Source organism: Moorena sp. SIO4A1, assembly GCF_010672065.1.
GTDB lineage: Bacteria > Cyanobacteriota > Cyanobacteriia > Cyanobacteriales > Coleofasciculaceae > Moorena.
Genome location: NZ_JAAHHX010000008.1, coordinates 158348 through 171655, shown reverse-complemented (window position 1 = coordinate 171655; position 13308 = coordinate 158348). Strand labels below are relative to the sequence as shown.

General features: G+C 44.9%; 10 protein-coding genes. 8 read left to right on the top strand and 2 right to left on the bottom strand.

Features of this window, described 5'->3' with window-relative positions:
• Nucleotides 1-908 precede the first annotated feature (908 nt).
• From F6K53_RS08975 to F6K53_RS08945, 7 genes are all read left to right on the top strand, one after another.
• Nucleotides 909-2693 carry an ABC transporter substrate-binding protein gene (locus F6K53_RS08975; RefSeq protein WP_293080390.1) on the top strand — a complete coding sequence of 595 codons (1785 nt, stop codon included), beginning with the start codon at nt 909-911 and terminating at the stop codon, nt 2691-2693.
• Nucleotides 2694-3177: 484 nt separating this feature from the next.
• Entirely contained in the window at nt 3178-3951 is a 774-nt protein-coding gene (gene larB / locus F6K53_RS08970) for a nickel pincer cofactor biosynthesis protein LarB (RefSeq protein ID WP_293071791.1), read from the top strand.
• A gap of 331 nt (nt 3952-4282) precedes the next feature.
• Complete coding sequence (locus F6K53_RS08965; protein WP_293024516.1) at nt 4283-4768, top strand: hypothetical protein; 486 nt, start codon at nt 4283-4285, stop codon at nt 4766-4768.
• Nucleotides 4769-5236: 468 nt separating this feature from the next.
• Nucleotides 5237-5404: a hypothetical protein gene (locus tag F6K53_RS08960; RefSeq protein WP_293024514.1), complete on the top strand. Its 168-nt coding sequence runs from the start codon at nt 5237-5239 to the stop codon at nt 5402-5404.
• 29 nt (nt 5405-5433) lie between these two features.
• Entirely contained in the window at nt 5434-5886 is a 453-nt protein-coding gene (locus F6K53_RS08955) for a hypothetical protein (protein ID WP_293080388.1), read from the top strand.
• 374 nt (nt 5887-6260) lie between these two features.
• A complete protein-coding gene (locus F6K53_RS08950; protein ID WP_293080386.1) occupies nt 6261-7559 on the top strand; it encodes a transposase in 1299 nt (432 codons plus the stop codon).
• Nucleotides 7560-7677: 118 nt separating this feature from the next.
• The gene (locus F6K53_RS08945) at nt 7678-9840 is read left to right on the top strand and encodes a hypothetical protein (RefSeq protein ID WP_293071789.1); all 2163 of its coding nucleotides are present in this window, start codon (nt 7678-7680) and stop codon (nt 9838-9840) included.
• Nucleotides 9841-10102: 262 nt separating this feature from the next.
• Here F6K53_RS08945 and F6K53_RS08940 read toward each other — a convergent pair whose 3' ends face one another.
• Nucleotides 10103-11200, bottom strand: coding sequence for an acyl-CoA dehydrogenase family protein (locus F6K53_RS08940; RefSeq protein WP_293036150.1), 1098 nt, complete (start codon nt 11198-11200; stop codon nt 10103-10105).
• 78 nt (nt 11201-11278) lie between these two features.
• Nucleotides 11279-11470, bottom strand: coding sequence for a hypothetical protein (locus F6K53_RS08935; RefSeq protein WP_293071788.1), 192 nt, complete (start codon nt 11468-11470; stop codon nt 11279-11281).
• 43 nt (nt 11471-11513) lie between these two features.
• On the opposite strand from F6K53_RS08935, the gene F6K53_RS08930 reads away from it, so the two are divergent.
• A complete protein-coding gene (locus F6K53_RS08930; RefSeq protein ID WP_293080384.1) occupies nt 11514-13235 on the top strand; it encodes an ABC transporter substrate-binding protein in 1722 nt (573 codons plus the stop codon).
• Nucleotides 13236-13308 lie beyond the last annotated feature (73 nt).

Sequence of the window (13308 nt, the reverse complement as noted above, 5' to 3'; positions counted from 1 at the left end):
GAGAATGAAACAGCCCTGCCCAAATCTGGGGGGGACAAAGTCACGAAAGTCCCCCAAGTTTGGGGGATTTAGGGGGCAATGGGTAAGTCCTAATTAATTAATCAAAGAATTATTTCGGGCTTCAATGCTCCCCTTTATTGGTTCAAAGTCGTCACAAAATGCACCCATTGATTACCTAATATCGATAACTTGTGAACGTTTGGGGCAAAACTTGTGAACCCTATAGGTCTCTATGACTTTGTAGGTAAAATTTTGTAATAGTTATAAAACTACTATAACACTACAGTGATGTATGTACTTAGTTTGTGACACTAACCTTAATGGTTTGGTGACTGGAATCACGTAACCATTCAGCTATCAGCTATCAGCTCTCAGCTATCAGCTCTCAGCTCTCAGCTAATGCGCTACTTGAGGTGCTTTTGAATAAAACAGGTACGCATTGGTTTAATCTCTGTTACGTCAGCTGACCGCTGAACACTGACCGCTGAATGCTTACGGAATCACAGTAGCAGTTAGCTCCTATAAGGTAACCATTCAGCTATCAGCTGTTTAGGAATCAAGGCTTTTGGTGGGTTACTCCTGTTATTAAAAGTGTGGGTTTTATTATAAACAATAAATCGAATTTTGATAGTACCCATGAGGGTACTTGTGTTATGGTATTTTTCTGATCTGAACAGAGGGATGAGGTGAAAACGGCTGTAAGTTTTTTTGTACTGGTGCCAGATCTCAGCAAAATGCGATCGCACGCTAGCCCGAAGAGGGGGATGATCAGGGCAAGCCCGCCCCTAACCCACCCTACGCCACTTGGTATGCTAGTAAACAACTAACTATTTTCCCGACTCCCGACTCCCGATTCCCCACTCCCGATTCCCTACCCCCTACTCCCTACTCCCTACTCCCTTTCTTATATGACCTCTGCTAAATCTCTTGTGCTTCTGTGGTATCGTTGTCTAGGAATTTTCCTGGCTGTGAGTTTTGCGATCGCACTGCCTGGCTGTAGCATCAGCCAATTTGAAACCAAGGCAGCTGACGTTCCCCACATAGTCCAGAGTATTCTCAGTGACATAAATACCTTTAACTATGCCCTCAACCAAAGTGCTATCAATATTTTTGGTCTTACCTTTCAGGGTTTAGTAGACACTGATGGCATCACCGGGGAAATAATCCCGGGTTTAGCGGAATCCTGGCAGATTTCCGAGGATAAACTTAAAATCCTATTTACCTTGAGGGAGGGGCTAAAGTGGTCCGATGGTGAGCCTTTAACCACTGATGATGTGGTCTTTACCTACAATGACATCTACCTCAACCCAGAAATTCCCACTGATTCTAGAGATATCCTCCGGGTTGGCAAGAGTCGAGCGTTACCAAAGGTCAGGAAGATAGACCAGCGTCGGGTGGAATTTTCTGTCCCTGAACCCTTTGCTCCCTTTCTCCGCAGTACTGGCTTACCAATCTTACCCGCTCATGTGCTCAAAGAATCGGTAAAAACCAAAGATTCAGAAGGGAATCCTACGTTTTTGACCATGTGGGGAGTAGATACAGACCCAGAAGATATTATTGTCAACGGTCCTTACAAACTTAAACTCTACCGCACCAGTCAGCGGGTGGTTTACGACCGTAATCCCTACTACTGGAAAAAAGATGAACAGGGAAACCAGCAACCTTATATTGAGCGGGTGATCTGGGAAATTGTAGAATCAACGGATTCATCCTTTCTTCAGTTTCGTTCCGGCGGATTAGATTCTCTTGGTGTATCCGCTCAATTCTATTCCCTGCTCAAGCAAGAGGAAAAAAAGGGTAACTTTACCATCCACATCGGTGGTCCTACCCTCAGTTCCAGTTTTATCTCCTTCAATCTCAATACTGGTAGCCGGGATGGACAGCCTTTAGTAGACCCGATTAAGTCCCGTTGGTTTAATACCCTCGAATTTAGACAAGCTGTTGCCTATGGCATAGACCGGCAAAGCATGCTGAATAATTTGTATCGGGGGTTAGGTGCGCCGCAATATTCTAATATACCCGTGCAAAGCCCCTATTATCTGTCACCAGAACAGGGGTTACCAGTGTATGACTATAATCCCGAAAAAGCCAAAAAATTACTGTTAAAGGCGGGCTTTAACTACAATGACGAAGGGGAACTGCTCGATAGCCAAGGAAATCGAGTCCGTTTCACCTTAATGACTAATGCTGGGAATAAGCTGCGAGAAGCCATGGGAGCACAGATTAAGCAAGACCTCAGTAAAATTGGCATTCAAGTGGATTTTACTCCCATTGCCTTCAATACCCTAGTAGACAAACTCAGCAATAGCTTAGATTGGGAATGCCATCTGCTTGGTTTTAGTGGCGGTGGCTTTGAACCCAATAATAGTTCTAATGTCTGGTCTGTGGATGGGCTATTGCACAGCTTTAATCAAAAACCGTCCCCTGGTCAATCCCCCATTCAAGGTCGTAAAATCGCCGATTGGGAGCAAAAAATAAGTGACCTTTATATCCAAGGCGCTCAAGAATTAGATGAAAACAATCGCAAAAAGATTTATCAAAAAGCCCAACGGATTAATTTAGAAAACTTGCCTTATATTTATCTGATTAATCCTCTCTCCATGAACGCAGTTCGTAACTCCATAGAAGGCATTGAATATTCCGCTCTAGGAGGCGCATTCTGGAATATTGATGAACTGAAAATTTCAGAATGAATGGGGAGATAGGGAACAGGGAACAGGGAATAGGGAACAGGGAACAGGGAATAGGGAACGGGGAACAGGGAACAGGGAACAGGGAACAGGGAACAGGGAACAGTAGAAAAGAAATACGAGGAGTTTTTGATGTTATGATCAATAAGGATTAGAATTCATGATATATTTAGAAATACTATATAGCGTTTATTGCATGTATAAGGTAAAACTATAAACCTCAAAGTCCCCCTTATTAAGGGGGATTTAGGGGGATCCATTTGCACCTCATGGAAAAGAGAATTGCTATAAATCGTAGCTAAACATTAAACCTTAAATTTGAAACATTAAACCATTAAAACTTCTTCCCGATTCCCGATTCCCGATTCCCGATTCCCGATTCCCGATTCCCGATTCCCGATTCCCGATTCCCGATTCCCGATTCCCGATTCCCTACTCCCTACTCCCTACTCCCTATTCCCTATTCCCTGTTCCCTTAAAAAAGAAAATGACTCAACCCGAAGCATTAAAATCTCTACTGGAAGCGGTTGCGGCTGGTGACCTTAGCCCAACTGTTGCTTTAGATAAACTGAAGGATTTTACCTACGAAGAAGTGGGTGATTTTGCCAAAATTGACCACCACCGCACCTTAAGAACAGGATTTCCTGAGGTAATTTGGGGAGAGGGCAAAACCCCTGACCAAATTGCTCAGATTATGGCAGTAATGCGCCAGCGGAATCCGGTAGTAATGGCCACACGGATTACACCAGAGGTGGCAACGGAGCTAGAGTCAAAAGTCCCAGAGTTACAGTATTATTCCACAGCTCGGATTTGTGCGATCGCACCATCCCAGCTCGAACCTAAGTATGCCGGTATCATTAGTCTAATTTCTGCAGGCACATCGGATTTACCAGTAGCTCAGGAAGCCGCAATAACCGCTGAATTATGTGGGTTTCAGGTCAAGCGCCTTTGGGATGTGGGGGTAGCTGGTATCCACCGCTTGCTGAATAATCGACAGGTGATTGTCGAGGCCGATGTCTTAATTGTCGTAGCTGGAATGGAAGGAGCATTACCCAGTGTGGTAGCTGGCATGGCCGATTGTCCAGTGATTGCCGTTCCTACTAGTGTCGGCTATGGAGCCAGTTTTGGTGGTATGGCACCCCTGTTAACCATGTTGAATTCTTGCGCACCAGGGATAGGAGTAGTTAATATTGATAATGGCTTTGGTGCTGCTGTCTTAGCTGGACAGATTCTTAGGACTGGTCAGAAGTTGCAGGGTTGATAGAACAAGGGAATAGGGAATAGGGAACAGGGAACAGTAGCAAAGAGCTCAGAGGATTGGGTGCATCTCATTAAAGCTGTTTGACCCGGTGGTGCGTTACGGGACTGATTAAATAGGGATCCGTGTAGGAATTCTGAGAATTTTTGATCCTAAGTTCCCTTTGCCCTACTCCCTACTCCCTACTCCCTACTCCCTAATCCCTGTTCCTTTTGTTAAGAAAAATTACAAAATCCCTACCCCATGAGTAAACGATAAAACTCACCCTGATAAGTAATTGGAGGGAAAAGTTTGAGACCTTGATTCCTTCCACTAGTGTTTCAAAGAGGTGATTATGAATTTTAAACTAAGTACGGCAACTCTTTGTATCAGTGGTGCAGTTTTTGCTATGAGTCTGGTAAATCCCACCTTGGCAAAAATCCCAGACTTTCTTGGCAATGGGGCTAATCGCAACTCCGCCACAGTCCCTGAACTAGAACAGAAAAGTAGCTTTGACCAAACATCCTCACCGGACTTGGTAGCTCAAGCGGTTGCAATTAGTCTGACTGGTACCTGGCGAGCCAATGATGGTGGCACCTACTATATTCGGCAAGTAGGTAATGAACTCTGGTGGTATGGTCAAAGTTCTAATAATGGCCGAACTTTCAGCAATGTCTTCCATGGCTACATTGGTAAGAATGAAGTTGCTGGTAACTGGGCAGATGTACCTAGGGGTCGGACTCGCAGCTCTGGCGAAATGGTAGTCAGAATCGATTCAAACCGCAGGCTAACAGCAGTTCGGAGAACAGGTGGCTTCGGTGGTAGTGTTTGGACTCGCTAGGTAAGCATTCATCCGTCAGCTATCAGCTATCAGCTAATGCGCTACGCGCATTAGCTGAATACTTACTGGCTAGTTATAGGAAATAGAAAAAAGTATGCTACAGATCAGATTAATTGTCGGGACAGACAAATTCAGATCAGGAAATCTAAAATCTTTGGAAACGTAGCACCAATTTAACTATTTCATAGTAGTCTGATTAAAGACTCAAATTTTCGAGGCATGAAACCATGATAATATAGGGTTTTCAAGCCTTTTCAGGTTATCATAGTAATGAGCGACACAGAATTTTTTCCCGACTCCCGACTCCCGACTCCCAACTCCCGACTCCCGACTTCCATCAACCCAGGAGCAAAGTACCTCACACAATTGAGAACTGCACTATACTGAAAATAGTGCCACAAGAGTTAAATCCAGTCATAAACGTTTCCCAAAATCGTTGTTGTCATCAGAGTAGGAACTACGAGAAAAATGAGCAAAAATCTACTTAAAGATACTGATTTAATCGAAAACAACTTAATTAATCTGCCCGAGCCCCCGCCCTCCTCTCCCCCTTCTTCCTACACTCCTCCCCCTGCCCAGACTCTACCCATACTATTCCCCCTATTCCCGATTCCCTGTTCAACACTTCTGAAATAATTACTGATTGAATTACTAACTTAGTTCCAATGCCAAGCAATCCCTTCATTGTCGGGAAGCCAGTCCCCCCAGAGCGTTTTGTTGGACGAACTGCTTTGATTGAAACCGCTTTCGATCAAATATCCCATCGCAGTAACCTATCAGTGTGGGGAGGTCCGGGCATTGGAAAGTCTTCCTTTCTGGAATTACTCACTTGGCCGGAAATCTGGCGAATACATCAGACCGACCCATCGCAAGCAGTGATTGTGTTGTTAAATTGCCTCAGTATCCATCCCTTCACTGGGTCTGGCTTCTGGGGAAAAGTCTTGAGCTTGATTAAAACTAAACTGGACAGCAATCCTGGGCTGCAAGCAGATATTGATGGATTCCTGCAAGACGGAAAAAGCACTGCTGAAAATTTTCGAAAAGTCTTGGGTAAGCTGGGAGCACACAATAAATTCCTAGTATTGCTAGCGGATGATTATCGGAGTGGGAGAGTTTGAGAGGGCGAAGAATACCCCGACCTAAGAGGACGGGGATGAATTCACCCTCTCAAGTGGCGTAAGCCACAATCCATTAACTAGGTAGTGTCCCAGTTTTTCCCAGCGACTCTAAATACTCTGACAGGCTTAAACCTGATTTAGCTGCCAATCTCTTTAATCCGTTCCAAGCTGTGTTTGTCGCCTTAATAGTGTGTGTTGTTTTGGGTGAGCCGTGAAGACAGGGGCGTCCTACTTTTATTGGTTTTTGTCTTACCATTCTCTTGTCAGATCAATTTCGGTAATATATAATCAAGATAGCACCGAAAAAAAAGGTCGATACTATGCAATTGGGTTACGTCTATAAACTAATCCCAAGCTCTCAGCAAGAAGCTACAATGAACCGATGGCTAGATATGCTATTGGCTCAGTACAACTACTTGTTAAGAGATAGAAATGAGTCCTACGAGCAGGTTAAATCACCAAAACTTGGTAATTACTGCGATTTGAAGACTCATGGAGAGGCGTGCCCATTGTCCTGTTCGGTAAACAAGTCAAGCTCGATAGGTTATCCCTGGAAAAAGAGTCAAAAGAATCCTCGCCGGAGTGCTTACGAGGTTCAAAGTTCAAGTCTCCCCTCCCTCAAAAAACAACGACCTTGGTACAAAGCGATCAATTCGACTGTTCTACAGCAAATGTTAAGACAGTTGGATGTAGCCTTTTCAAAGTTTTTCAAGGGAGAAGCCAAATATCCAAGACCTAAAAGGCGATCTCGTTTCCGGAGCCTCAAGTATGCTCCAGGCCAGGTAAAACTAGATGGTAATCGAATCTATTTACCAGGAATAGGGTGGATGCGATTCCATAATTCCCGTCCCATCCCGGATGGTTTTACCATGAAATCTGTAACCGTTCGTCGTCAATCACGGGGATGGTTTGTTAGCATTCAGATCGAGGATAAATCGGTACCAGTTCCACCAGTAAAAACTAAACACGAGATTAGACCTGATCGTGTTAAAGGATGCGATCTAGGAATCAGAAAACTCCTTAGTATTTCTGATGGAGAGATAGTTCAAAACCCAGCCAATAGTAAGAAGTCCAAACGCCAAACCAGACGTTTAAGACTAAGACAACGAGCTGCGAGTCGAAAGAAGAAGGGTTCAAACAATCGCAAAAAAGCCTTTTCCAAAGTAGCCTCGTTGCACGAACGGGTTACCAATAAACGTTCTGCATACCATTGGGAAACAGCAAAAAATCTAAGTAATGGAGCAGATGCTCTGGTGTTTGAGGACTTGAACATCAAAGGGATGAAGTCTCGCTGTAAACCCAAGCCCAAGGATTTGGGTGGTTACGACCGTAATGGACAATCAGCCAAGAAAGGTCTTAATCGTGTAATTTCCGACGCTGCCTGGGGTGAATTAGTCAAAAAGGTTGAAGTCGTGGCTGCAAAGTCAGGCATTCCAGTCATCAAGATTAACCCCAAACATACATCTCAGCGATGTCCAAAGTGTCACCACACTAGCGCAGACAATCGAAAAGGAGAAAAATTTGTTTGCACTGAGTGTGGGTACCACGATGACGCTGACATAAATGGTGCAGTAAACATCAAAATGCGGGGTCTTAAGAAACTGGGAATTAACCCCACCCAGCTACCTTCGGTGCGAAGGAAAGTCACGCCCATGGATATAACAGCCGTATAGGTTGTGCCTGGGAATCCCCATCCCTGCGACAGGTGGGGTAGTTCAATTAAAGGTGCTCCTAGCCAAAAAGTTGGCTTGCTCAGTGAACGAAGTGCCACAAAGTTAATTACTAGACCTCTTGCAAAAGTATTTTTCTGATAGTGTTTGCGTCAATTCTTCTCCACTGTTCCCTGTTCCCTGTTCCCTGTTCCCGACAACTGCCGCGAAGTCTACTGAACCAGCTCAGGGGTCTTTGACCTATGACTCAGAGGCAATCGATGCTATCTTAGCATTAACATCAGGTCATCCCTATTTCACTCAGGTCCTATGTCATGCACTGTTTGCTCAAGCTAGAACTGAACAAAAGTGGCAGGTAACTCGTGATGATGTGACTAGAATTGTTGATGATGCCATTGAAATTGGTGAGGGAGGATTAACCTGGTTTCGGGATGGATTACCGATTCCGGAACGAGTGATATTTTCGGCAGTAGCAGAGGCTCAAAAAAAAGCTGAAAGAAATTATACTCAGGTTGTGCAAGACCCGTTGAGTTTACTGGAAGAGTATGGCGTTACCATCACCGAGTCTTTGACTCAAGCTAGGGAAAAACTAGTTGAATCAGGTTTCTTGGGGGTTGTAGACATAACTGATCAAGTTTCATCCTATAAAGAAAAATCCTACAAGGTAAAAATAGAATTAGTCCGCCGCTGGTTAATCCAACGTTACCCATTGCGGCGAGAGATATTTGAATTGGAAGACCTCGATCCAGAGGCTAAGGCTAGTTATCAACAAGCAATTGAACAAACTGATCAGGGGGATGTATGGCAGAAAGTAAAACCCTATGAACAGATTTTGAAAGCCAATCCCAATCACTTTCGTGCTTTATTCGAGATCGCAAGGATATATTTGGAAGGTGACGTATTTGATAAAGCAGTAGAATACTATCAGCAAGCATACCTAGTTGATCCAGTCCGGAATCAGGATGGATTAGTGCGATCGCATTTAGGTTATGGACAACACCTCATGGAAGTAGGGGAAGTTATCCTAGCCAGGCGGCAATTTGACCAAGTGCTAAGGATAGAGCCAGAAAATCAACAAGCTTATCAATTCTATAACCAATTAAACAATCCTTTCGTTGTAGGCGCACCAGTTCCCCCAGACCGTTTTGTGGGACGACAATCAGAAATTCTGGCTGGTTTTAATCAAATCTCGAACCGCAGTAACTTAGCGATTTGGGGTGGTCCAGGCATGGGTAAGACCTCTTTCCTGGAACTCCTAGCTTCCCCAGACGTTTGGAAAGAGTATGGACAAGACCCATCACAGGCAGTGATGGTGTTACTCAGTTGCGAAAGTATCCAACCGTTTACAGCTTCCGGGTTTTGGCAAGAAGTCCTAACTGAGCTGATCTATAAATTGGATAGTGAGCCAGACCTTCAGACTGAAATTGAGACATTGCTCGACCACGGAAAAGCAACTGCCAGGGCTATGCCCCAAGTATTGCGCAAGCTTGGGAAACACAACAAGTTCTTGGTGTTGCTAGTGGATGACTATGATGCGGCTTTGCGGGAAAACCCACACTATACTCAAGCTGACATGGAAGCCTTTCTAAGTGAGTGTCGTAGTATTGCCTATCACTCTCGGGAGAGGAGATATTTATCAATGATTGTCACCTCACTCCGCCGTCTCAATGAACTTGGGCCGAGTCTAACCCCAGATAAATCCCCGTGGTACAATCACTATCTGTTTCGGTCCCTGAAGCCATTAACGGAAACTGAAGTGGAGCAATTGATGGCAAGTATTCCCATCACACCAGCATTACGGAATGTCATTAAAGACAGGGCTGGTGGACATCCGGCGCTGCTACAAATTGCTGGTTCTTTGCTATTTAGAGCATTAAGAACTGGGAAGTTACCCGATACTGAAACTTTTATCAAGGAGTTTGAAAGTCAAACTAGACATATTTTCCAAAATATTTGGCAACGGTGCAGCGATGTCGAGCAAGGGCTGTTGATACTGATGGCTTGGTCGAAGTTAAAAGGTGGTCTTGAGCAAAAGATTACTATTGACTTAAGTGACATTGACTTAACTAAAATTGACGTAATCTTTAGCCAACATCAACGAGAGTTAACAAACCTAGTAGAACAAGGCGTCATTATTGATCAAGATCAGGAGCAGTTAGGTAACGGTAGATATTCCTTTGCTTCCTTAGGGATGGAGCAGTGGGTAATTCAGGAAATTCAGACTAGTGATCAAGCATTAGTACAAAAATGGCAGACTATTTTGCTTAAGCTAATGAACCCCTGAGGAGCTCATATAGCGCAGGGAGTAGAGAGTAGGGAGATGGGGAGATAGGGAGATGGGGAGATGCGGAGATGGGGGGATCGGGAGTCAGATCAGTTTTCCCGATTCCTGATTCCCAATTTCCAATTCTAAATTCTAAATTCTAAATTCTAAATTCTAAATTCTAAATTCTAAATTCTAAATTCTAAATTCTAAATTCTAAATTCTAAATTCTAAATTCTAAATTCTAAATTCTAAATTCTAAATTCTGACGCTAAGCGTAGCGCTATATCAACCGAGCCAGAGTTCCCTCCATGACAGCGGTGGTTTGACCAGAGACAGTGAATACCAAAGCTTCGCGATAGACTCGCTGGGCAGCATGGTGTTTGTAGTTAGCAGCACCACTAGACACAGTCACCGCTGCTTGAGCACATCGTCCTGCTAAGTTAATTGCCCAAGTCCTCAGTTGTAGTCGTTGTTCAAAGGTCTGGGAATCGGCTTTTACTGCTTGGATCATAGCTGTCTGGCAGCGAATCAATTCCCCATTGAGGGATTCAAAAGCATTGAATAGAAAATCCAGTTGCTTGGTTTTGGCAGCCGCTTCTACAATGTCGAGTCCAGCTTGGGCACATCCTAGGGCCAAAAAACCAGCAGACAAAACTTTTTTCTGGTCATTTCCGTGAATTGCACCTGCTTTAGCAATCGAGACCACACCTTCTTCGGGTAAGAACCAATCCGTAAGGGTAGCACTAACCGTATTGGTGGATTGCATCGCCGCCAATGCCATGGGTTTGCTAAAGGTAATAGTACCACCTGCATCTTGGGAAGTTGGAGTCAATGGCACCGTACCGTAAACTTCTCGACCATCAGGCAATACTGCACCAATGACAAACTCTTGAAACAAGCTAAACCCAGTAACCCAAGGCACTTTTCCGCTGATCTGATATCCACCATCTACCGGAATAGCTTTCACCGGTGGGTTACCTGTTCGTCGCACTTGGGAAAAGCCGATACCAACTAGCACTTGACCCTTGGCTAATTTGGGAAGATACTGCTGCTTCAACGATTCATTCTCAGAGAAGGCGATCATTGCTCCAGCACTCTGGTGTTGCATTTGCAAGAATGCCAAAGCACCGGAATACCGTGCTACCAGTTGCTGAAAGTATGGAAAGGTGGTGCTACTGACTTCGACACCTCCCCAGGATTTGGGAATCCGTAGCCCTAGCAAAGTGCGAACGCTCATCCCCTTGAGAGCCTCTCGTAACACCTCAGGAGCACTATCAATCTCATTAGCCAAGGGAGCAACGGATTCCCTTAGGTAAGACTCTGCTGTCTCTAATAGGCTTTGTTGGTCATTATCGGGATACTTTTTGATTACCTGCATCAACCTTTCTAGTTAATCTAAATCTATAGCGGTTTCTAACCTAAAGAGGTACACAGGATTTTTTCCCAGATCCGCTTGCTACATAAATTTTAATCCCGATACTTTTACCATTCGCGACTGCATCAAGACAATGATCAAAAATATATTTGAAGATATCCTCTTATCCAAAACTACTTCTTCCCTCCCCACACTCCCCCCTCTCCCCACACTCCCCACACTCCCCACACTCCCCACACTCCCCACACTCCCCACACTCCCCACACTCCCCACACTCCTCCCTCTTCAAGCAGTTGCGCTGGTGCTATCTTGTCTATTGACCCTTACAGGTTGCCATCCGAACCAGTTTAAGACTCAAGCAGCTCAGGTCTCTCAACTAGTGTTAGCTACTCCTAGTGACCCAGCTACCTTTAACACTATTGTTAATACCTCTCCCTTTGGTGTATTTGGTTACATCTACGAAGGATTGTTGAGTGAGAATGGCATGACAGGGGAGTTGGAACCAGCACTAGCTGAATCTTGGGACATTTCCTCAGACCGACAGCAGATCACCTTCACCCTGCGGGATGGGCTAAAGTGGTCTGATGGGGAACCCCTGACGGTGGATGATGTGATCTTTACCTATCAGCAGCTTTACCTGAATCCCAAGATTCCCACAGTTTCCCGAGATTTCCTCAAGATTGGTAGTACTGGTAAGTACCCATCGGTGCGCAAACTAGATCAGCAGCGAGTTGAGTTTACCTTACCACAACCCTTTGCGCCATTTGTGAGATCCGCAGGAACCCTAGCCATTCTACCGGCTCATGCGTTACGAGAGTCTGTGCAAGCCACTGATGGTAATGGCAATCCCCAGTTTCTTTCAACTTGGGGCACTAACACCAATCCCCAAGACATTGTTAGCAATGGTCCGTATCGACTACAAAAGTATACCCCTGCTGAGCGAGTCATCCTACAACGCAACCCTTATTACTGGCGTGCTGATGCTCAGGGAAATCCCCAACCCTACATTCAACGGATTGTCTTACAAGTTATCCCATCCTCTGATAACCAGTTACTCAGATTTCGCTCTGGGGAGTTGGATAGCCTCAGAGTGAATCCCGAGGCGTTTGGGTTACTCAAACGAGAGGAAAAGCGGGGGAAATACACCATTTACAATGGCGGACCGATGCCTAGCATTAGGTTTGTCGGTTTTAATCTCAACAAAGCTCGCAATGCTCAGGGAAAACCTTTCGTAGACCCAATCAAGTCTCGTTGGTTCAATACCTTGGCCTTTCGACAAGCGGTAGCCTATGCTATTGACCGGGAAAGAATGAAAACTAATATTTATCGGGGACTGGGTGAAGTACAACATTCTCCCATTGCTGTCCAAAGTCCCTATTACCTGTCCCCAGAAGATGGGTTAAAAGTCTACAACTATCAACCCCAGAAAGCAAAACAATTACTATTAGAGGCTGGTTTCAGGTATAACTCCCAAAATCAGCTGCTGGATTGGGATGGCAACCGGGTACAATTCACTTTGCTGGTGAAATCAGACGATAAATCCCGAGTAGACGCAGCAGTTCAGATTAAACAAGACTTGAGCCAAATTGGGATAGAAGCAGATTTGCAGGTACTCAGCTTTAACCTTGTGCTCAGAAAGCTCCTATCGACTCGAGATTGGGAGTGTTATGTGGGTGCCTTTGGAGCAGGAGTGAGTGAGCCTCACAGTGTATTTGTTTTCTGGTATAGTGGAGGCTCGTTTCATCAATTTAATCAAGGTCCTCAACCCGGACAACCACCACTAGAAGGATGGGAAGTGTCTGACTGGGAGCAAGAGATTGACCGTCTGTTCAATGCTGGGATAAAAGAACTTGATCAGAGCAAACGCAAAGCCATTTATGATCAATTCCAGGAAATCGTTGCCGAGGAGTTGCCCGTGTTTTTCCTGGTCAATTCACTAGACTTTCAGGCAGTACGCGATCGCATCGAGAATATCAAATTTTCTGGCTTAGGGGGACCGTTATGGAACATTGATGAGCTGAGAATTGCGGAAAACTAATCAAGTCTTGGGTCTTGGGGGATGGGGAGTGTAGAGAGTGTGGGGGGTGTGGGGAGATGGGGAGATGGGGAGA

Coding starts and splice junctions, on each gene's coding strand:
- F6K53_RS08975 (WP_293080390.1), top strand. CDS start 909: ATGACCTCTGCTAAATCTCTTGTGCTTCTGTGGTATCGTTGTCTAGGA.
- larB (WP_293071791.1), top strand. CDS start 3,178: ATGACTCAACCCGAAGCATTAAAATCTCTACTGGAAGCGGTTGCGGCT.
- F6K53_RS08965 (WP_293024516.1), top strand. CDS start 4,283: ATGAATTTTAAACTAAGTACGGCAACTCTTTGTATCAGTGGTGCAGTT.
- F6K53_RS08960 (WP_293024514.1), top strand. CDS start 5,237: ATGAGCAAAAATCTACTTAAAGATACTGATTTAATCGAAAACAACTTA.
- F6K53_RS08955 (WP_293080388.1), top strand. CDS start 5,434: ATGCCAAGCAATCCCTTCATTGTCGGGAAGCCAGTCCCCCCAGAGCGT.
- F6K53_RS08950 (WP_293080386.1), top strand. CDS start 6,261: ATGAACCGATGGCTAGATATGCTATTGGCTCAGTACAACTACTTGTTA.
- F6K53_RS08940 (WP_293036150.1), bottom strand. CDS start 11,200: ATGCAGGTAATCAAAAAGTATCCCGATAATGACCAACAAAGCCTATTA.